Genomic DNA, 21028 nt, shown 5'->3' with positions numbered 1-21028 from the left:
GCGACAGGCATGGGGGACAAGTCCGTGGCATCTTCGAACAGCGTTGAAGTGGCCGTTATCGGCGCGGGCGTGGTCGGGCTGGCGACGGCGCTGCGCCTTGCCGCCGAGGGCCGCGAGGTGATGCTCATCGATCCCAACGAGCCGGGCTCGGGCGCCTCGTTTGGCAATGCCGGCACGCTCGCCGAATATGCCTGCCTGCCGGTCGGCAATCCGGGCGTGCTGCGCGCCTTGCCGAAGCTGCTTTTCAATTCCGACAGCCCGTTTTCGCTGCGCTGGTCGGCACTCCTGCATCTGGCGCCATGGCTGACGCGGTTCGTGCGCCAGTCGCTGCCGGCAGCGACGCGCGCCAATGCGGCTGCCATGGCCGGCCTGCTGGCCGATGCGCTGCCGGCCTGGGAGGAAATGGTTGCCGATGCCGGCGCCGGGGACCTTCTGCGCCGGAATGGCTGCCTCTATCTCTACCGCCGCGCGAGCGACCTCGATGAGGGCGCCGCCAGCCGCGCGCTGCGCGCCGAATTCGGTGTCGACCAGGCGCTTCTGAAGCCCGATGAAGTGGCCGCGCTGGAACCCGGCCTGCCGGCCGTGGAGGGCGGCGGCCTCTATTTCCCGCAATCGATGAACCTGACCGATCCCAAGGCGATGATGGACCGCCTGCTTGCCGCGGCAACGGCCAGGGGCGTGGTGTTGCGCCAAGGGGAGATAAGCGGGCTGAGCGCCGATGCCGGCGGGGTGGCGCTGAGCGGCCCCGGACTGAACGTCCGGGCCGGGAAAGCGGTGATCGCCGCCGGCGCCTTCTCGCGGCCGCTGGCGGCACGGGCCGGCGACCGCATCCCGCTCGAAACCGAGCGCGGCTATCACCTGGAATTCGCGACCGGCGCGCCGCTTCTGACGCGGCCGGTCTGCCCGGTCGATCTCGGCTTCTACATGACGCCGATGGCCGGCCGGCTGCGCGTTGCCGGCACGGTGGAACTCGGCCGGCTCGCCTCGCCGCCCAATCCGCGCCGGCTGGCGCTGCTCGACCGGGGCGTGCGCCAGTTCTTCCCCGCGCTCGGCCAGCCATCATCGCAGTGGCTGGGCTTCCGGCCGTCGCTGCCCGATTCCAGGCCGGTCATCGGCCCGTCGCCCGGCAATGCCAATGTCATATACGCCTTCGGCCACGGCCATCTCGGCCTGACGCTGTCGGCCGTCACCGCGCGCATGGTCGCCGACCTCGTCGCCGGCCGGCGGCTGAACAGCGAAAGGCTGGCGCCGTTCTCGGCCGGGCGGTTTTAGGGCGTAGGCTCGCTGCTGCGTAGCCAAATACGGATGGAGGCGAGTAGCTTTCTGCCGACGGGTCATGTCGAGCTGCGATGCGATGGAATTGCTTAGCCTGTTGAAGATGCGTTCGACGAGGTTGCGGGCCTTGCACTTGCTGCTGCCGGTGCTTTTAGGAGTAACGACATGAGCGATCATCGGCTGCCAGGCTTGATTGTCATGTGGTTCCCCCAATCCGTCGCTGCTTCGCAGCGCCACCTTTCCCCCCCCTCCGGAGGGAAAGGAAGGGAGCCTTGCTGGACGAGTGTCGAGCGCAAAAAAGCATGGCGCCTTTCCTCTCCCCCGTCGATCGGGGGAGAGGTGGCTCGGCGAAGCCGAGACGGAGTGGGGGTCGACCAACGCGGCATAAGACAATGGCCCTGATACAGCGGAATCAGCCAGTTCCAGACGGAGACCCTTTCACGGCTCTCCTTGGATCACCTAATCCGCATCTGCCGCCCCCGTCTCGACTTCCCGCAGATAGAACGCCTTGCTCGGCTGCAGATGGTCGACGCAGAGCTGGGCCAGCACCCAGTTGTCGCCGCGCTTCAGCGCCTCGATCATCATGAGATGGTGCTGGCGCGAGATTTCGAGCTTTTCCCGGTCAGCCAAGGAGTTCGCTCGCACCGGCAGGCTGAGGCGCATGTAGTGTTCGATCGAAGAGACGAGATAGGCGTTGCCGCAGGCCGAGAACATGGTGAGGTGGAAGCGGTCGTTGGCCTCGTGGATGCCGCGCAGGTAGCCGGCATCGACATGGCGGCTGTAGATTTGGTGGATTTCCGTCAGTTCGGCGATCAGCGCGCCGCTCGCCGGCAGCCGGATCATCAGCGCGGCCTGGCGCTGTAGCATTTCGCGCACCTCGTAGATCTGGCGCACTTCCTGCGGCGACAGACGCCGCACCATGGCGCCCTTGTTGCGCTCGCGCGTGACGATGCCCAGCCTTTCCAGCTGGTAGAGCGCCTGCCTTATGGCGTGGCGCGAAACCGGGAAGCGGGCGAGCAGCGCGTCCTCGACCAGCCGCGTGCCCGGCGCCAGCCTGCCGAAGATGATGTCTTCCTCCAGCGCGCGGACGATATCGGCTTCCTTGCCGCCGTAGTCGAAACTGTTGAGCATCGCCAGCCCTTGTTGTGCCGGCACACCTTACCCCTCGCGCATCAGGCTGACCACAAGCTGATCGACGGCCGGATCATCGGCCTTGACGATATGGGCCATGCGCATCGCCTGCCGCCGGCTGATCCTGGTGAGGTCCTGGCGCATGATGGCGGAGACGAAGGCCGGGCCGGATCCGGTCAGCACCATGGCCCTGCCGATCAGGACTGGCTCCGAAATCGGCGCCCACTGCACGGCTATGATCGAGGGCTCGCTGGTCTGGCGGCTGTTCAGGGCGCTGAAATAGATCCAGTTGAGGCGCGAGATCACCACCCCGTAATGGTTGCCGGGCACCCGCGCGGCGCCCCGGCCTTCGCCTGGAGCCCATCGCGTCACCCGCCTGAAGGTGACCAGTTCGGCCTCGCGCCGCACGAAGGTAACCGAGCGCATCAGCAGGTCGGCGCGGCCGGGAACCGAAAAATAGGTGAAATAGGTGCCGCCGGCGAGGGCGGGCGAGGGCGGACGCACGAGGTTTTCATAGAGCCTGTGGCGCAGCGAAGCGTGTCCGTCATCGTCCGCCGCCATGGGCTCGCGGTACAATTCGTTCTCGTCGATGCCGAAATAGTCGCAGATCAGCCTGGCCGTGACCTTGTTGGGAACGGTCCGCCCTTGCAGGTAGCGGTCGAACTGGGTGCGGCTGATGCCGATGCCGCGGCAGACCGCGCTCACCGATTCATGGCTTTTGACCAGCCGCCTGAGATTGGCGGCGAGGTTTTCGCGAATTGGCACGACATCATCCCCGAGATTGACGTACGAACCAGATACTGGGCGAACCAGATACTGGGCGAACCAGATATTGGGCGAACCAGTTATTTAAGCGATAGCTTATATCGTATTTATCATACCAATCACACGATCCGCAGACATCCGCGCATAGGACCTTTGGCCAATATCGATCGCAGGCAGGAAAAAGCGCAGGCAGGTAATGGAAAGCAGGCAATGAAAAGGCCCGCCGCCGACGCGAATCGCGACGGGCCTTCTGGAGTAGGCCGGGCGTCCCACCGCCCGGGCCTAGTCCAGAACATCCCAGCGGGACGATCGTTCCATCACGACGGAAAGGCCGCCACCCCCGGAGAGACGGTCTTTGTCAGGCAGATACGGCGTCGGCCCAAATGCCGGATCAGCCGCAACTCTTTGACATGGGGCAGAACGCCGTCACCACCGACAGCTTGTCGCGCTTCACCAGAAGCGGCTTCTGATAGGTCTTCTTCATCTAATTCCCCTTCGCCTCGATATGCCCGAGATAGAGCGGTTCGCTGTTTTCCGTAAAACGCCCCAGTCCTTCAAAAGAGCGCCCCGCGGGAGCACGAACTAGTCCGGGCACTTCGAAATCGGACAAAGCTGAGCGGTGACCGTAGACAGCTTCTGTCGCTTGATAAGCGTCGGCTTCAAATAATTCTTCTTCATTTCATTCCCCCTGGTTCAACGTTGACCTGCATAGGAGACGCGCGGGAAAAGTTCATGTCAAACGTTTCTGGTGCTGACCCCTCGGCATCAACTGATTTACGGACGTGCCGGTGCCAAAATCCCACAAAAAGGGGAGAGAATGGCTTGGATTCCGCAGTAAGCCGACAATTATGTGCCGCGTTGTTGCCGCTCTCGGTCGCAGAAAAAGCCGCCGGACGGACCCTGACGCGCGCGGACGAGTCTTTCCGCTCCGCCGTCAGTTCCTGTCCGACGGCTTGGAGCGCATCCTCGACACCGTTTCGCGCTCGGCGCGCTTGGAGCGCAGCGGCGGCAGGCCGCGATCGATCAGGTCCATGTCCTCCAGCACCATGTCGCCCATGCGCTTGAAGGCGATGTCGAGCGCGCCGGCGCGGTGGGCCGAGCGCAGGAAGCCGGGGATGGCGCGCACGGGGTGATCCGGGGCCAGCGGCTCTTCCGGGAAGACGTCGCTGGCGGCGACGATATGGCCGCTTTTCACGGCTGCCATCAGGGCTGGAAAATCGACGACGCCGGCGCGGCTGAGCAGGATGAAGGCGGCGCCCTTGCGCATCGAGGCAAAGGCGTCGGTGCCGAGAAAGCCCTGGTTCTCCGAGGTCACCGAGGCGACGACGAAGACGAAGTCGCTCGAGGACAGGACATCGTCGAGCGAGGCCGGCTCAACGCCATTGTCCATCAGGATCGACGGCGGCAGCCAGGGATCGAAGACTTTTGTGCGGGTGCGGAAGCCGGTCAGCAGGCGGTTCAGTGCGCGGCCGAGATCGCCGAAGCCGATGATGCCGACATCGGCGCCCGACAAGAGACGCGCCGTCAGATTGCCGTCGCCGCCCCACAATTCCTTGCCCTGCCGGAAGGCGAGGTCGGCATCGACGATGTCGCGGGCGAGGTTCAGCGCCATGGCAAGGCCGAGTTCGGCCACCGGCTCGGCGAAGACCAGGCCTGTCGTGACGACATGGATGCCGCGCGCGAACAGCGTCTCGTAGGGCATGTTGTTGAGGAGGTTGGTCTCGACGTTGAAGACACAGCGCAGCGACTTCATCTGCTCGAGCGTCTGCGGCGAGATCGGCGGCTGGCCGATGATGTAGCGCGCCTCGGCAAGCGTTTCGCTGGGCAGCTTCGCCACGCCATCCGCCGTCGTCTCGACGATGCGGTAGCCGGCCTTGAGCCGCGCCAGCTGCGGCGGCGTGAAGATCAGGTCGAGCGTGCGCGGTTCCGGCGCGCTGATGACCAGCGGCAAATCCTTGTTCGGCATGACATTTCCTCCCGGCGCGCTCGAAGTGCGCGTCTTTCGCCGATAATTTACCGCCGATGAACCGATTTACAACTGCGAAAAATCGATTTACTCATTTTGGCAGCGGGCAAAATGCTGATGTCCGCGCCTCGGGGAGGAGGTTTTATGGCACGTAGGCAGGACCAGCAGCGGCGGTCGTCGATCCACGACGTGGCGAGCCGTGCCGGCGTGTCGGCGGCCACCGTCTCCAAGGTGCTGGCCGGCGTCACCACGGTCAAGCCGGAGAATGCCCAGCGCGTCTTCGACGCCGTCGAGCAGTTGGGCTACCGCGTCGATCCGCTGGCGTCGGACATGCGCCGCGCCAAACGCCGCATCATCGGCGCCATCATGCCCGAGTTCGAAAGCGAGTTCTTCGGCCAGATGATCACCGAGCTCGAAGGACTGGCCGAGCAGCGCGGCTACACGCTGGTGGCCGCGTCGAGCCGCGAATCGGAAGCGCGCGAAAAGGAAATCCTCGCCCGCATGCATGACTGGCGCGTCGCCGGCGTGGTGCTGGCGCCGGTGCGCAACGAGCACGGTCCGGCGGCCGAATTCATGAAGGCCAACGGCATGACCGGCGTGCTGATCGACCGTGTGCTGTCGGACGATGCCTTCGACACCGTCTCGGCCGACAGTGCCGCCGCCAGCGCGGAGGTGGCGCGCGAGCTGATCGGCAAGGGCCACCGCCATATACTGGTCGTCGGCCTTGGCGAGCAGGCGGCGACGGTGCGCGCACGTCTTGACGGTTTTCGCGGCGCCGCGCTGAAGCTGGCGCCCGGCATGCGCATCGACGTCGTGCTGGCCGAAAGCGATGTCGGCCCGCTCAGGGCGCAGCTGCGCGATTATTTCGACGCGTGTGAGGGCAAGGATCAGGGCGAAGGGAAGGGCGAACGGCCGACCGCCGTCTATTCGCTGTTCCTCAAGGGCACGCTGGTGGCGCTCTCGGAATTCCGCCGGCGCGGCTGGCACTGCCCCAACGACATTTCGCTGGTCGGCTTCGACGATGCCGAGTGGATGCAGGTGACATGGCCGGCCATCGCCGCCGTGGTGCAGCCGGTGCGCGAGATCGCGGGCCACGCGATGGAGGCGCTTTTTGCAAGGATCGAGGGCGGGGAGGGGCCGCCGCAGGCGCGGCTCGAACCCTGCCGGGTTTTGATGCGGGAATCCGTTGGCTCGCCAGGCAGCGGCTCGCATTCCGGGGGAGGAAACCGACAATAGCCCCCATTGTCGACAGTGGTTAAGGCCGCGCCTGGCCCCGGCTCGCGGCAGGTAACATCAACAGGGAGGAAGACATGAGTGCGTTCATTCTCAGGATAAATCGATTTACGATGGCTTTCGGCGTTGCCATGGCGCTTTGCGCCGCGACTTCGGCCAAGGCCGAGGACGGCGAATACGGCGTGCTGATGAAGACGCTGGCCAACCCGTTCTGGGGCGCGATGAGCCAGGGCGTCGAGGCCGGCGCCAAGGAATCGGGCGTCAAGATCTTCGAGCAGGCCGCCGAGAGCGACCAGGCGGCGGAGCCGCAGCTCAATTTGTGCAACACCATGCTGGAGCGCAAGCCGGCGGCCATGATCACCGCCGCCATCAACTCGACCAACCTTCTGCCCTGCCTGAAGGTGGCGCAGGAGGCCGGCGTCAAGATCGTCGACCTCGACAACAATCTCGACCAGGCGGTGCTCGACAAGGAAGGCATCAAGGTGACCTTCCATATCGGCTCCGACAACAATGCCGCCGGCGCGCAAGGGGCCGAATATCTCGCCTCCAAGCTCGGCAAGGACGCCAAGGGTCCGGTGCTGGTGATCGAGGGCCTGTCGGGCAACATCACCGGCGAGAAGCGCGCCAAGGGTTTTGCCGACAAGTTGAAGGAGCTGGCGCCCGGGCTGGAGATCGTCGCTTCGCTGCCCGGCGACTGGGATCGCGGCAAGGCGGCTTCGATCGCCACCGACACGCTGACGGCGCATCCCGACCTCGTCGCCATCTTCTGCGCCAATGACGGCATGGCGCTGGGCGCGGTCGAATCCGTCTACGCCGCCGGCAAGGGGCCGCAGGTGACCATCATCGGCGTCGACGGCAATTCGGACGCGGTGAAGTCGATCAAGGAGGGCCGCTTGAACGCGTCCGTCGCGCAGCTGCCCTATCTTGTCGGCAAGCAGGCGGTCGAGAACGTCAAGAAGGCGCTCGCCGGCGAGAAGGTCGAGGACAGCATCGCGGTGCCGACCCTGGTGCTGACCAAGGAGGTCATCGACGCCGGCAAGGAACCGATGTTGGAATATGTGAAGTAGGGGAAGTGAGTAGTGAGTAGTGATTAGTGATTAGTGAGCAGTAGGTAGTAGTTGAGGATACTTTTTACTACTTACTAATTACTAATTACTACTCGCTCATCCGGAGTAAAGAAATGGCATCTGACATGACGCAGCCAGGCTTCTGGTCCCGGCTGCAGCGCGCGGCCGTCGAACGGCTTCACATCCGGCTGGAATCGCTGCTGGTGCTGGTGGCGCTCAGCGCCGTCATGGCGGTGCTGTCGCCCTATTTCCTGTCGCTCAGCAACTTCCTCAACATCCTGCTCGCGACCTCGACGATCGGCGTGCTGGCGATCGCCGCCACCTTCGTCATCGGCTCGGGCGGGCTCGACCTGTCGCTGGGCTCGGTGATGGGGCTGTCGGGGGTTGCCGGCGCGTTCGTCGCCGTCAATCTCGGCTGGCCGTGGCCGCTGGCGGTGCTTGCCTGCATCATCGCCGGCGGCATTGCCGGCCATATCAACGGGCAATTGGTGACGCGCGCGTTCGTGCCGGCCTTCATCGTCACGCTCGGCATGCTGGGCCTGGCGCGCGGGCTGGCGCTGGTCATCTCGCAGGGCAGGGCGATCTACGGCCTGCCGCCCGAGATCGTCTATATCGGGCAAGGGAGGCCGTTCGGCGTGCCCATGCCGGTCATCCTGCTGGTGCTGACGGCCATCGTCGCGCACTGCCTGCTTGCCTATACGCGCTTTGGCCGCCACACGCTGGCGCTGGGGGATAGCGAGGGTGCCGCCCGCGCGGCAGGCATCCGCGTCGAGCATCACCGCCGCATCATCTACACGCTGTCGGGGGCGCTTGCCGGTCTTGCCGGCCTCCTGTTCACCGCCCGCGTCAATGCCGGCGACCCGACCGCGGGCATCAATTACGAGCTCACCGCCATCACGGCGGCGATCATCGGCGGCACCAATCTGTTCGGCGGCCGCGCCTCGATCCTCGGCACCATGATCGGTGCGCTGATCATGGGCGTGCTGCAGAACGGGCTGACGCTGCTCGCCGTGCAATCCTACTACCAGCAGATGGCGATCGGTGCGGTGCTCATCTTGGCGGTGTTCATCGACCAGTACCAGGTGCGCAAGGAGGCCCGCGTATGACGCTCCTCAGCCTGCAAGGCATCCGCAAGAGTTTTGGCGCGGTCGACGTGCTGCATGGCGTCGACCTCAGTGTCGAGGCCGGCGAGGTGATCGGCCTGGTCGGTGACAATGGCGCCGGCAAGTCGACGCTGATGAAGACCATCACCGGCATTTATCGCGCCGATTCAGGCTCGATCCAGCTCGACGGAAAGGACATCCTGCCGCTCGACCCGGGCCAGCGGCGAAGGCTCGGCATCGAGATGATCTACCAGGACCTCTCGCTGGCAAAGCAGCAGGACGTGGCCGCCAACATCTTCCTCGGCCGCGAGCCGGTGAAGAAGCTGTTCGGTCTCATTCCCGGTTTCGTCGACAAGGCCGAGATGGACCGGCAGGCGCAGAAGATGATCGAGCGGCTGGGCGCGCATCTGCCGTCGATCAACCGCTCGGTCGGCTCGTTCTCGGGCGGCCAGCAGCAGACCGTGGCGATCGCGCGTGCGCTGACCTTCAACCCCAAGCTGGTCATCATGGACGAGCCGACGGCCGCCCTTGCCGTGCGCGAGGTGCAGAGCGTGCTCGACCTCATCCGCCGGCTGAAGTCGGAAGGCATCGCCGTCATCCTGATCTCGCACCGGCTGAATGACGTGCTGGCGGTGACCGATCGCATCGTGGTGCTGCGCCACGGCCGGGCCGAGGCCAATCTCACCACCGCCAGAACCAACATGAACGAAGTCGTCGGCCGCATCGTCGGCGGCGGCGACACCAGCGCCGCGGCGGCGCACGAACAGAGAGGCTGAGATGAACATCTTTGGACTGCACACTTTCGCCATCGCGCCGGTCTGGGACCTCGACCTGATCGAGCCGCAGATGGAACGGCTGAAGGGGCTCGGCATCGGCCTGCTCGAAATCCCGCTGCTGCGCCCGGAAGAGATCGACACTTTGCGCACACGCGCTTTCGCCGGGCGGTGGAATGTCGAGCTTATTCCGTCGCTTGGCCTGCCGGCCTCACTCGACGTGGTGGCGCGCCCCGACGAGGCGCTGGCCTTTCTCGAGCCGGCCTTCGGCGTCTGTGAAGCGGTGGGAAGTGCGGCCCTTGGCGGCGTCACCTACGGCACGATCGGCAAGACATCAGGACGCGCGCCGACGGAAGGGGAAATCGACGGCATGTGCCGCTTCCTGGCGCGGGCAGCGAAGGCCGCCAGGGCGCACGGGTTGAAGCTCGGCATCGAGCCCTGCAACCGTTACGAGACGCATCTGATCAACCGGGGCATCGATGCGGCCAACATCATCGAACGCGTCGGCGCCGACAACGTCTTCATCCATCTCGACACCTATCACATGCATATCGAGGAGGAGAGCTTTGACGCCGGCTTCAAGGCGGCGGCGCCCTATCTCGGCTATGTCCACGTCTCGGAAGCCAATCGCGGCGTGCCCGGGCGCGGCATGCTCGACTGGGCGGCCTGCATGAAAGCGATAGCCGAGATCGGCTACACCGGCGCCATCACGCTGGAAAGCATGAACCATGTCGATGCCGACATCGCCGGCGGGCTCGCCGTGTGGCGGCCTGTGGCGGAGAATCCCGACGATGTGATTGGGGTAGGGTTGCCGTTCCTGCGCGAGGAAGCCAGGAAGGCTGGGCTGCAATTGGGGTGAGGAGGTGGCGGGCTTCTTCGCCTCGCGAAGCGCTACGGCATGCGCGTATTTCCAAGCATCTGGTCTTTGGCGATAGTGTTCATGGCCGCTTGGCGCATGCATTGTCCATGCCGAGCCGGTCGACCCCCACTCCGTCGAGCTTCGCTCGACACCTCTCCCCCGATCGACGGGGGAGAGGAAAGGCGCCAGGCTTTTTTGCCGTCAACACTCATCCAGCAAGGCTCCCTTCCTTTCCCTCCGGAGGGGGGAAAGGTGGCGCTGCGAAGCAGCGACGGATTGGGGGAACCACATCGCAATCAAGCCCCACCCTGACCAGCCAAGCCATTCACACAAGATGTGTGCATAGTGTAGCCCCTTCCATGGCTAGGAACCCGGATCCTGCACGGGCCTGCGCCCATGGCGGTCTGTTCACGAAGCCGTGCGCAACCATCCTGTCACAATTGACAGCCGGCAACGAAGCAGTTCTTCTGGCGCGGTATCCAATGCGGAGGGCATATCCGGTGAAGAAATACGAGAAGCCAAGCTGGCAGAAGCGCCAGCGGCTGTCGGTCGTTACGGCGGCTCCCTTGGGCAGCAAGCCGCCGCCCTGAGCGTTCCGGCATAGTCCTGACAAAATGCGAGGCGCGGTCTGTCGATCGCGCCTTTTGCTTTGGTAATGTCCGCCTGTCAGACCGTCCAGCGCCCGCCCTAACGGCGAGCGCTTCCCTTCTCCCCGGGGAAAGGAGAAGGGAAGACGCCTCTGCCTTCGACGGCGCGAGAGAGTGGGAGGACCCTCACGCCATTCCGGGCTCCCGCCGCAATCCCAGATGGCGCACCTTGCGCCCGATGATCATCAGCTGGCGCGCGGTGTTGTTGCGCAGGCGCCTTACGCGCCATTCCAGTCCGGTCTCGGTGGTGATGCGCTTGGCGTAGACGCTCACGCGCATGCCTTCCTCATCCGAAGCGACCTTGATCGGGTCGTCGTAGAAGGCGTTGATCTTGTCTGCCGTCATGCCTGGCGTTTCCAGCCAGCGCGGAATGTGGACCGAGCAGAGCTGATCGACATCGACCATGACCCGCCCGATGCCGACGCCCGGCGTCGGGCATGTCGTCACGAAGGCGTCGCCAATGAAGACGACCCCGTCGCGGCGATGGCCCTTGGTCGAGGTCAGACTGACCTGCCGTACCTCGACGGGGCTTGCCACTTCGAAATTGCCGCATTGCGCCGCGATCTCGGGCATGAGTTCACAAAGCATCTTCTGCGGATTGTCACGGAAATCCCGTGTCCATTGATCGGCGACGGTGCGATAGACGAACATGTTCGCCCGCATCCTGTTGCCGATGGGAAAGACGCTGAGATAGGCGATGCGGTCGGACGCCCGCTTGCCGTAGGAGGTGACGGACCGATAGGCGCAGTCCTGCGGGGCAATCGCGAGGTCGAATCCCATCGACAGCGAATGCGCCTTCGACAGTTCGACGCGTTCGACGCCGATGGCGCGCCGTATCGCTTCGCTGTAGCCGGTGGCTACCACCAGCAAGCGCGCGTCGATGACGGCGCCGTCGGCCAGCACCAGGCGCTGCCGGTCCGGTCCGGTCGAGACCTCGGTTACCTTGCCGACCGTCAGCGGCACCTGGGGCGGCAAGGCATCGCGCATGCCGTTGATCAGCTCGCCATAGGAGAATGCGTATTCCCACTTCTTTTCAAACGCGAAGTACTGGCCGAGGCGGAACACATGAATGTCCGTGAAAGGGGTGACCAGAGGCATGAGCATCTTGTCGAGGCCAAGTTTCTCGAACAGCCGCATCTGGCTCATGCCGATCTTCTCGGCCCGGAATTCATCGTGATGGATGCGGTGCGGATCGATGAGTGCCACCTTGCGGCCGGCGTTTCCCAACACCGTTGCCAACGTGATGCCGGCCATTCCGGCGCCAATGATCGCCACGTCGACTTCGGCCTGGCCAGCCGCGGCGGTAGTCATGTCGTTACCCTTTCTGCTGGTCATTGTTTCTCTCCACAATCTGTGGTGGAAACTATCTTCCAGCCCTTTATCAACCTCAAGCAACCCATGCGCGCACCCGGTAGTAACACTTGTTTACCTTAACGGCCGGGCCGTTGTTTCCAGCGCGGCGCGATCGCCGAGCCGTCGATGAATTCCAGGCCGCCCGCCTCGTTGAGCGTGTGCAGCTTGCGCCCATTCCATAATGCGCCAGGCGTTAAGATGGTCTCCACGACCTGCTCCATGCCAGTCAAATCAAGGTGAGTGACGCGTGCGATGCCGAGCGCGGCGCCATAGCTCCTGCGGCAGTCCTGCACGGGGCGCAGCAACTGGCCGTTGCGTTCGACCATGCGCCCCGCCGGACGCGCCGAGGCGATGTCGACCAGCACGGGATTTGCGGGATGTGGCGTCCACGGTCCGCGAAAGTCCGGCGCCGACCACAGATGCAGCGCGTCGGAGAAGGCGCCGCCGCCGTCGCGCACGGTGGCGAACAGCCACCAGCGCCCGCCATGCTCGACCAGCGTGGCGTCGCTGGCCACGATATCGGAGATAAGCGTCGCTTCCTTGACCCATCCGCCCGGGAAAGCAGTGGCGCGGTAGAGGTCGACCGTGCGGTTGGCGCAGCTTTCGGGCACCATCCAGACTTCGCCGTCGCGCTCGAACACGAACGGATAGGACAGGTGGTAGGGCAGTTCGAGCACCGGTTCGGGGCGTCCGAGCGGCCCCGACGGGCCGAACGGCACCGCCGACAGGATGGCCTTGCCGGTGCGGTGTATATAGTCCTCGACGAACAGGGTGACCTGTCCCCGGTAAAGCAGCGGGAACGGGTCGGCGTAGAAGCGGCTGCCGTCATCGGGCAGATCCTGCCAGCCCGCCGCCGGATGGGCGCGCAGGTCGTAGAGGTCGCGGCCTTCGGTCCGGCGCCAGCCGACTTTCCAGTGCGGGGCGTTGTAGCAGAGATGGTAGATCTTCTGGACGATGCGCCGCGCCAGCGCCTTGCCGGCCCTGATGCCGAGCTTGACGCCGGAGGGCATGGCCGGCGGGCCGTCGGGCCGCGCCGGTTCAGGCAACACGGGCAGGGGGGCGCGCGCCGCGCCGGTCACGGCCGCGACGACGAGGCTTGCCGTGCGCGCCAGCATGTCCTGGAAGGAGGCGAGGGCGACGCCGCCATATTCGGTGCCGAGGCGCCCCTCGGCGATAACGGCGCCATTTTCTTCGATGCGGGCGACCGGGGTCTGGCCGTTGAGGATCGTCGCCAGCAGGGCGGCTTCGCCGGCGGCGCCGTCATAGGTGACGCGCCAGACGCGCGCACCGTCGCGGGCGACGTCGCCGCAGAGGTCGATCACCAGGTCGGGCGCCGCCGCCGGCCGCGCCGCGTACGGGGCGAGCGCCGACAGGGGCACGCGCCTTGCCGCGCCGTCCGCTGGCAGGCCGTGGATGACCGTTTCAAGCTGGAACAGGGCCGCGGCATTGCCGGGGACACCGCCCGCCGCAAGCCTCGCATCGGCGGACACCTCGACATCGGCCAGCACCGAGAGGCGCTTGAGCAGCGTCAGGTGGATTTCACGCAGGCATTCACTGTCCAGGCGCAGGCTCACCCGCATGTCGCACCCCTCGTGTCGTGTTCGAAATCCGTCTCGTGTCCGAAATCAGGGCATCGGAGATGCCCGGGGGATGGGGTAAAGTGAAGTTTCGCCCCATTTCCATCCGTCTCCCGCCGCTCGCGCCTTTATCAACACGCCCGTGCCTTTACTACGCAAAGTCCGTGCCAAAAATCAGAAGAGCTCCCAACATAATTAACAGTGTTTTAACAGTTGGAGGAATAGCTAGGGTTGAAGCCGCAATTTTAACTTGCAGGCACATGGAGTGTTGTCGGAGCGACCTTTGCAATCATCCCTGCTCTCGTTGCCGCAACAAAAAGCTCCGGAAGTCATTCACTATGTCCCGGAGCCGACGCCGATGCCGTCGCAGGCCAGCTCCAGTGTCGAGCTGGGCGATCTCAAGCGCATATTGGTGCGCCGCCGGTTCCTGATCTTCGCCACCGCCGCGCTGCTGACGCTGGCGACGCTTGCCTATGGATTGCTCACGCCGGCGCTGTACAGTTCGGTGGCCGAAATCATCGTCGACCCGCAGGACCTGCAGGTGGTCACTAACGACGTCAATCCCAGCCGTGTCCCGCCCGACGGCGGCATCACCATGGTGGAGAGCCAGGTTGCCGTCGTCCAGTCGAGCGGCGTGCTCCTGCGCGCGATCAAGGACACCAACCTGACCGAGGATCCGGAGTTCAACGGGCAGGGCGGGTTGGTGAGCCGTCTGCTCGGCGGCCTGCTGGGCTCGGGTTCGGCCGAAACCGACAAGACCGGCAAGACGCTCGATTCGCTGCGCCGTCGGCTGGCGGTGAAACGCGCCGACAAGGTGCTGGTGCTCGATGTGATCGTCACCGCCAAGAGCGCCGACAAGGCGGCGATGCTGGCTCAGGCCGTTGCAGAGGCCTATCTGGCCGACCAGCGGAGCGCGCGCGCCAAGATGGCGACCGACGCTTCCGATTCCATCACCGCGCGGCTCGACGAACAGCGCAAGCGGGTGCAGGCGGCCGAGAACGCCGTCGAGGCCTACAAGTCCGCCAACAACATGGTGATGGCGGCGGGCAACCTTGTCAGCGACCAGGAACTGACCGAGATCAACACCCAGCTGTCGGCCGCGCAAAGCCGCACCGCCGCACTCAAGGCGCAGGTCGACCAGTTGCGCAGCTCCGGCGGCGCGCCGGACGCGACCTCGGAAGCCATGCGCTCGTCGGTGATTTCGAGCCTGCGGGCACAGGAGGCGACGCTTGTCGACCAGGTCTCGCAGCTCGGCACGCAGCTGGGACCGCGTCACCCCGCGCTGATCGCGGCGCAGCAGCAATTGCGCGACACGCGCGCGCTCATCGGGCGTGAGCTGGCCCGCATCGCCTCGGCGGCCGATGCCGACTACCAGCGTGCGCTCGCCAACCAGCAGGCACTGGAGGCCAAGGTCGCCGGCATGAAGAGCAAGTCGCTCGACACCGACCAGGCCTCCGTCAGGCTGCGCGAATTGCAGCGGGACCTGGAGGCGGTGCGCTCGGTCTATGCCACCTACCTGCAGCGCGCGCAGGAAACGCGCGAGCAGATCAATGTCGACAGCACCAATGCGCGCATCATCTCCGAGGCGATGCCGGCGCTGAAGAAGAGCTGGCCGCCTTTGCCGCTGCTGCTGTTCGGCGCCCTCTTCGGCGGGCTGGGACTTGGCACGGCGCTGGCGCTGATCGCGGAATATTCCTCGCCGACCGTGCTTTCCAGCGCGCAGATGCAATCGGCCATCGACGCGCCGGTGTTCGGCGTGCTGCCGGCGAAGTCGGGTGGCGGCCGCCGCTGGTGGCCTTTCGGCCGCGCCGCCGCAGCGGCCGGGCAAAAGACGGATGCGGTCGCGGGGTTGGCGCTGCGGCGCCTGTTCGCCTCCAGCCGGCGTCCGCCGAACTGGCCGCTGGTGCCGTCCATATTGCTGACGTCGCCACCGGAGGACGCGGCGCACCGGGGCCGGGTGGCGCGCCTGCTTGCCAATGCCGCCGCCGCGCGGGGCAGCCGCGTGCTTTACATCGACACCAATGCCGGCAGCGGCAAGAAGGAGCCGCAGCCGGGCCTGCTCGACGTGCTGCGCGGCGAATACGCCTTCGAAGCGGTGAGCCAGCACGCGCCCGGCAGCAGTGTCGCGGTGCTGGGCCGGGGCCGGCAGAAGGCCGTCTTTTCCGAGTCGCAGGGCATTTACTTCACGCAGCACATGCTGGCGCAGGCGGGCCGCAATTTCGACCTCGTGGTCGTCGACGGCGGCGCGCTGGCCGACAATCTCAACGCCTCGCCGCTGGTCGCCATGGTCGACGAGATCGTGATGGTCGCGACGCTGAACTCGACGCCGATGCGCGATGTCACGGTTGCCTCGCAGGCGATCTCCGTCATGGGGCGGTTGCCGACCGGCGCCTTGCTGGTCGACGAGGCAGCCTGACATGACCACCGTCAGGGCCGCCACGGGGACCGTCGCCCGGGAGGCCGCCAACCCGGCAGCCGGCTGGGCCGGTCAAGCCACCGCGCGCTCGGGCAGCTCAATCGACTGGCTGACCGGTTTCGGCCTGGTCGGGGTCGTGGCGCTGTTGTTCGCCGTCTCGGGCGGCATGCTGTGGCTGGTCGGCTATAATTACGACGGCCTGACCGGCAACCCCGCGACCAAGATCCATCCCTCGACCTATCTGCTCGTGCTGGTGTTTGCCTGGCGCGCCTGCACCTTCGGCAATCCGGTCGGCTACATGGTCGCCATTGCCGACCGGCGGCCGGCCAGTGCGCTGCTGGCGGTCATGTCGATCGTGCTGCTGGTCGTCGTCATCGCGCGCCAGCGCCCCGGCATGGCCGGCATGATCGACACTTTCGTGGCGCCGGCGCTGCTGGTGATGATGCTCGCCGAGGGGGACGAGAAGACCTTCGCCCGGCTGCGAACCGTCATCCATGTGGTGATGACCGCCAACGCGCTGCTGGCGCTGTTCGAGTTCGCCACCAAGACGCTGATCTTTCCCTATCGCCTCGACGGCGAGGCATTCATGACCGATCTGCGCTCCACCGCGCTCCAGGGCCATCCGTTGTCCAATGCCACGGTCACCTCGATCTATGTGCTGGCGCTGCTTTCCGGTTCGAGATCGCTGTCCATGCCGCTGCGGCTTTGCCTGATCGGCCTGCAATGCGCGGCGCTCGTCGCCTTCGGCGGCCGCTCGGCGATGGTGCTGACCATCGTGCTCGGCGGCTGCTACATGCTCCTCCAGGGCCTGCGCGGCTTGAGCACGGGCCGCGTCAACCTGCTTGGCGCGGCGCTCGGCCTCATCCTTGCAGCGCTTGTGCCGGTGGCCATCGCTGTGGCGGCGTCCTACGGCTTCTTCGACGCGCTGCTCGAACGCTTCGTCTCGGATTCCGGCAGCGCCAATGCCCGCGTCGAGATGTTCGAACTGTTCAACCACCTGGAATGGCGCGACGTGATCGTCGGGCCCGACATCGACCTCATCGAGAGCCTGCGCCGCATCAGCGGCCTGGAACAGGGCATCGAGAACCCTGTCATCCGCATGGTCCTCTATCAGGGCGCCTTCTTCACCTTGCTGCTGTTCGTCGGCTTCGCGCTGTTCATGCATGAAGTCGCCCGCCGCTGCCATGCCGGCATCTGGCTTCTGATGCTGGGCTGGCTGATCCTGCTCAACACCTCGGAGAGCCTGGCGTCGAAGACGACGCTGATGACCAAGTTCGTGGTGATCGCGCTGGTGCTGTATCGGCCGGTGGTGGGGCGGCCGAAGGCGCAGGCAGGGCACCGCCCCCAGGCGCAACCCCGCGTTTCGTCATCCTAGAGTCCGCGCGGCGCCTGTCGGAATCCGCTCGGGCATTCCTCGTTCTTCATGCCGGGTCTTTCGTATAGTCAGGCCCGACGCGTGTCGGCAGGCCGTCGGCGAGTTTCAGCCACGGCAGCTTCTCCTCGAAAGCGACATGCAGCGTAGGCTCGAACTTCTCCGGCTCCTCCATCGCTGCCGCGAAGAAATGCATGACGTTGGACATCTTCTGTGAGCGGAAGGAGAGCGGCGTGCCACAGCGATCGCAGAATGTTCTTTCCACGCCGGGAGAAGAGTTGAACGCCTTTGGCGGCCTGCCCAGCCATCGCCATTGGCCGTCGAGGACGCCGATATAGGCGGTCATCGGCGCGGAACATTGCCGCCGGCAACTTTCGCAATGACAGACCACGCAGGCCTGCGCCGGGCCGTCGACTTCAAAGGCAATGGTGCGGCATAAGCAATGACCACGCATGCAGATCTCCGTCAGTCAACAAGCCCAGCTTAGTGCCGGGGCGGGCGGGATTCGGTGAGAAATGCGCCGGGCTGGCGCCTGATTCCGACATCCGGCGCCGGCGCCCGTGAGTGCATGCGCGGGGGCGCTGGCGTCAGGTTACCGATGGCGGGTTGGCGCGCAAGCGGGATGAAGGTAGCGCTCTACGGCGCGCCCCTCTGCCCTGCCGGGCATCTTTCCCGATCGACGCTACGCTATGCACCCGTCTTGCGTGACTGGCGTGACCGATCGGCCGGAGGCTTTGTTGCGATGTGGTTCCCCCAATCCGTCGCTGCTTCGCAGCGCCACCTTCCCCCCCTCCGGAGGGAAAGGAAGGGAGCGTTGCTGGAAGAGCGTCGACGGTACAAAGTTTGGCGCCTTTCCTCTCCCCCGTCGATCGGGGGAGAGGTGTCTCGGCGAAGCCGAGACGGAGTGGGGGTCGACCAGCGCGGCATGGGGGAGATGCCCTGCAGGACAGAGGGGGGCGCGAAGGAACTCGACGATTGCCCGTATGGAACGGAGCCTACTCCACCATCCTCAATCCCAGCGCATCGACCATCGCCGGATCGAGCGCTCGCGTGTTGTCGTCCATCATGCCCATGCCGTCGAAGAGGTCCCAGAAGGCCCAGGAGAAGCCGGCGGCCTCGGCGCTTTGCCTGACATCGGCGATATAGCGGGCGCGGTCGGGGTTGGGGGCGGCGGTGTAGCGGGCGTCGGTGCGCAGGGCGCCGAATTCGCCCATGATGACGCGTTCGGGCGCGATGCCGTGGGCGTCGGCCCAGGCGCGCGCCTGGTCGAGATATTTGTCGATGAACCAGCGGTCGGGCCGTGCGTCGAAATAGACTTTCAGCACGCGCTCGGTTTCGGCATAGGCGGCCTTCTTGTCGGCCTCGGAGGTCTCGGTATCCCCGGCCATGCGCGCCCGCACCGAGGCCAGCGTCTGTTCGAGCGAGCCGGCGGAGGCAGGCCAGGGCACGTTGTTCAGCGCGCGGTAGACGGGTTCGCGCATCCACGGCGCGCCCTGGTGGCTGAACAGATAGGGTTCGTAGAAGTGGAAGGTGAACAGGATCGGCTCGAAGGCGGCCAGCGGCGCCGGGTCGAGCGCGGCGAGCCCGGAGACCATCGAGCCGCAGCCGCCGGTGACCACCAGCGGCAAGGTCGCGGACGATGCCCGGGCCGCCGTCAGCAGCGCGGCCTGGACTTGCGACCAGACGTTGGAGGAGCAGGATTGCGCCGGCTCGTTGACCGGTTCCAGCGCCACCATGCCAGGCGTGAAGCGCTGCAGCCGGCCCGCGAGCTCGCCGACCAGGCCGCGATAGGCTTCGAATTCCGGCGCGGCGGTGCTGGAGACCATGCGGTCGGGGTTCCAGTAATGGGTGGCGGCATTGGCCTGCACGTTGACGATGACGCCGAGGCCGGCGTCGAGCGCGGCGGAGACGGCCGCGTCCAGCATGTCCAGCAGCTTGCCGCGCGTCGCCGCGTCGCCGGCCAGGAACGGGCCGGGGTCGACCGGGATGCGGATGAAGTCGAGGCCGCTGGCGCGCAGCCGGCGGAGGTCGTCTGGTGTCGGCACCGGGCGCTGCGTCTGGAAGGGCGGCCAGGCATAGTCGGTGCGCGGCGCGGGGAATTCGCGCGTCAGCGCGAACCAGGGCCAGGCGTTGACGCCCCGGCGGAAGCGCCACTCACCGGTGGCGGCACGCGCTGCCGGCGTGGCGGCGAGCGGCGCGATCGCGGCGATGGCGGGCGCCAGCGCCGTCCCCAGCAGCCGCCGCCGCGACCAGCTGGTCATACCGCGCCGGGCGAGGCGCGCTCGATGCCGGCCGGCCGCGCCGCTTTCACGCCGAGCAGCCGGTAGGCCTCGGTCTCATAGGCCAGCAGCACGTCTTCCCAGCGGAAGGCTTCGCGGGCGCGCGTGCGGGCCGCTTCGCCGCAGGCCGCGACCAGGGCGTCATCCTCCATCGCCCGCCGCATTGCCTCGGCGCAGCCTGCCGTGTCCTTGAAGAAGATGGCGGCAGCACCCGCGGTCCACCTGTTGTAGGGATTGTCGTGCGCGATCACCATGTTGCCGGCGGCCAGCGCCTCGACCAGCGACGGGTTGGTGCCGCCGACCGTGTGGCCATGCATATAGGCGCGCGCGTGATAGCGAAGCGCCTTCACCGCCGCCTGGTCGTATATGGCGCCGGGCAGCACCACCGAGGCATCGGCTGCCTTGCGGACCGCGACGTGATAGGGGATCTGGTCGGACAGCGTGCCCAGCACCACCAGCTTCATGTCGCTCTTCTGGCCGCGGAAGGCCTCGACGATCGGCAGGATGTTGTTGTCGGGCTCGATGCGCGCGATCGAGATCAGGTATTTGCCGGGTTCGAGGCCCAGCGCGCGCACCGGCGCTTCCGGCGCCGAGGTCACCGGGTCGGCGCCATAGGTGATGGTTGAGATGGCCTTGCGCGGCCGCCGCGTCGCCAGATGGTCGGCGATGACCGGATGATCGGCGACGAGGCGATGCGAGGCCCAGGCGCCGATCCATTCGTTGAGCCAGAACCAGCTTCGCGCCGCCGGCCCCCATTTGGGGCGGCGCCACTCGATGCCGTCCATGTTGGTGATGACCTTGCGCCGCATCAGCCTGAGCCAGGTGAGGAAGACCGCGCCATTATAACCGAGCACCAGGCACACGCCCGGCCGCCGGGCGGCGTCGAGAACGCATTGCCAGTCGAACTCGAGCGTGGCGCGCGGGCCTTTCGAGGCGACCTGGACGTGGATCAGGTCGATGCCGCGCCAGGTGTCGGTGCGCACCCGCTGGTCCACCCGCTCGACCTCGTCCTGGCAGTAGACGCCGACCTTCCAGCCGCGTCCGACCAAGAACAGCGCCAGTTTCTCGGCGAAGGTCTCGAAGCCGCCATGGGCCGCGGGGATGCCGCGCGTCCCCAGGATCAGGATGGATGGCTGTTCCGGTTTCATCTTGGTTGGCGCTTTCGGGTCCGCTCGATCCGCTGTGGAGGGCTCAATCATTTCAAAAACCGCG

Annotated in this window: 16 protein-coding genes; 8 read left to right on the top strand and 8 right to left on the bottom strand. The window is 66.0% G+C overall.

The annotated features are described in order from the left end of the window. Nucleotides 1-24: 24 nt before the first annotated feature. The gene (locus tag FFS37_RS25215) at nt 25-1272 is read left to right on the top strand and encodes an NAD(P)/FAD-dependent oxidoreductase (protein ID WP_137933674.1); all 1248 of its coding nucleotides are present in this window, start codon (nt 25-27) and stop codon (nt 1270-1272) included. A gap of 462 nt (nt 1273-1734) precedes the next feature. Here the strand turns inward: FFS37_RS25215 and FFS37_RS25210 are convergent, their stop codons facing one another. From FFS37_RS25210 to FFS37_RS25200, 3 genes are all read right to left on the bottom strand, one after another. Further along, nucleotides 1735-2406, bottom strand: coding sequence for a GntR family transcriptional regulator (locus FFS37_RS25210; RefSeq protein ID WP_137933708.1), 672 nt, complete (start codon nt 2404-2406; stop codon nt 1735-1737). Nucleotides 2407-2433: 27 nt separating this feature from the next. Continuing rightward, nucleotides 2434-3171: a helix-turn-helix domain-containing protein gene (locus FFS37_RS25205; RefSeq protein WP_137933673.1), complete on the bottom strand. Its 738-nt coding sequence runs from the start codon at nt 3169-3171 to the stop codon at nt 2434-2436. A 934-nt stretch (nt 3172-4105) separates the two neighbouring features. Next, nucleotides 4106-5137 carry a hydroxyacid dehydrogenase gene (locus FFS37_RS25200; RefSeq protein WP_137933672.1) on the bottom strand — a complete coding sequence of 344 codons (1032 nt, stop codon included), beginning with the start codon at nt 5135-5137 and terminating at the stop codon, nt 4106-4108. Between the two features lie 144 nt (nt 5138-5281). On the opposite strand from FFS37_RS25200, the gene FFS37_RS25195 reads away from it, so the two are divergent. The 5 genes from FFS37_RS25195 to FFS37_RS25175 all read left to right on the top strand — a co-directional run bounded on the left by FFS37_RS25195 (nt 5282) and on the right by FFS37_RS25175 (nt 10172). After that, complete coding sequence (locus FFS37_RS25195) at nt 5282-6373, top strand: LacI family DNA-binding transcriptional regulator (protein WP_137933671.1); 1092 nt, start codon at nt 5282-5284, stop codon at nt 6371-6373. A gap of 74 nt (nt 6374-6447) precedes the next feature. Beyond that, on the top strand, nt 6448-7437 hold the full coding sequence (locus FFS37_RS25190; RefSeq protein ID WP_137933670.1) for a sugar ABC transporter substrate-binding protein: 990 nt from the start codon (nt 6448-6450) through the stop codon (nt 7435-7437). Nucleotides 7438-7550: 113 nt separating this feature from the next. Further along, the gene (locus tag FFS37_RS25185) at nt 7551-8543 is read left to right on the top strand and encodes an ABC transporter permease (protein ID WP_137933669.1); all 993 of its coding nucleotides are present in this window, start codon (nt 7551-7553) and stop codon (nt 8541-8543) included. Further along, nucleotides 8540-9316, top strand: coding sequence for an ATP-binding cassette domain-containing protein (locus FFS37_RS25180; RefSeq protein WP_137933668.1), 777 nt, complete (start codon nt 8540-8542; stop codon nt 9314-9316). Before FFS37_RS25185 ends, FFS37_RS25180 begins: the two co-directional genes overlap by 4 nt. Nucleotide 9317: 1 nt before the next feature. Continuing rightward, complete coding sequence (locus FFS37_RS25175; protein ID WP_137933667.1) at nt 9318-10172, top strand: sugar phosphate isomerase/epimerase family protein; 855 nt, start codon at nt 9318-9320, stop codon at nt 10170-10172. 773 nt (nt 10173-10945) lie between these two features. Here the strand turns inward: FFS37_RS25175 and FFS37_RS25165 are convergent. Together FFS37_RS25165 and FFS37_RS25160 are read right to left on the bottom strand one after the other, a co-directional pair. Beyond that, nucleotides 10946-12154 carry an FAD-dependent monooxygenase gene (locus FFS37_RS25165; protein ID WP_171026412.1) on the bottom strand — a complete coding sequence of 403 codons (1209 nt, stop codon included), beginning with the start codon at nt 12152-12154 and terminating at the stop codon, nt 10946-10948. 95 nt (nt 12155-12249) lie between these two features. Next, nucleotides 12250-13752 (bottom strand): glucosamine inositolphosphorylceramide transferase family protein, encoded by a 1503-nt coding sequence (locus FFS37_RS25160; RefSeq protein WP_137933666.1) that lies wholly within the window; start codon nt 13750-13752, stop codon nt 12250-12252. Between the two features lie 355 nt (nt 13753-14107). Between FFS37_RS25160 and FFS37_RS25155 the strand changes: the two genes are divergently transcribed. Both FFS37_RS25155 and FFS37_RS25150 read left to right on the top strand, forming a co-directional pair. Then, complete coding sequence (locus tag FFS37_RS25155) at nt 14108-16165, top strand: GumC family protein (RefSeq protein ID WP_137933665.1); 2058 nt, start codon at nt 14108-14110, stop codon at nt 16163-16165. Between the two features lies 1 nt (nt 16166). Next, nucleotides 16167-17540 (top strand): VpsF family polysaccharide biosynthesis protein, encoded by a 1374-nt coding sequence (locus tag FFS37_RS25150; RefSeq protein WP_137933664.1) that lies wholly within the window; start codon nt 16167-16169, stop codon nt 17538-17540. A gap of 46 nt (nt 17541-17586) precedes the next feature. Here FFS37_RS25150 and FFS37_RS25145 read toward each other — a convergent pair whose 3' ends face one another. From FFS37_RS25145 to FFS37_RS25135, 3 genes are all read right to left on the bottom strand, one after another. Beyond that, nucleotides 17587-17991, bottom strand: a complete 405-nt coding sequence (locus FFS37_RS25145) for a GFA family protein (protein WP_137933663.1) — start codon at nt 17989-17991, stop codon at nt 17587-17589. A gap of 541 nt (nt 17992-18532) precedes the next feature. After that, on the bottom strand, nt 18533-19798 hold the full coding sequence (locus tag FFS37_RS25140) for a glycoside hydrolase family 5 protein (RefSeq protein ID WP_137933662.1): 1266 nt from the start codon (nt 19796-19798) through the stop codon (nt 18533-18535). Further along, entirely contained in the window at nt 19795-20964 is a 1170-nt protein-coding gene (locus FFS37_RS25135; RefSeq protein ID WP_137933661.1) for a DUF1972 domain-containing protein, read from the bottom strand. Before FFS37_RS25135 ends, FFS37_RS25140 begins: the two co-directional genes overlap by 4 nt. Nucleotides 20965-21028: the final 64 nt, after the last annotated feature.

It is taken from the genome of Mesorhizobium comanense, from assembly GCF_005503535.1.
GTDB lineage: Bacteria > Pseudomonadota > Alphaproteobacteria > Rhizobiales > Rhizobiaceae > Mesorhizobium > Mesorhizobium comanense.
The sequence above is the reverse complement of the archived record's forward strand: the minus strand, read 5'-3'. Positions and strand labels throughout refer to the sequence as shown.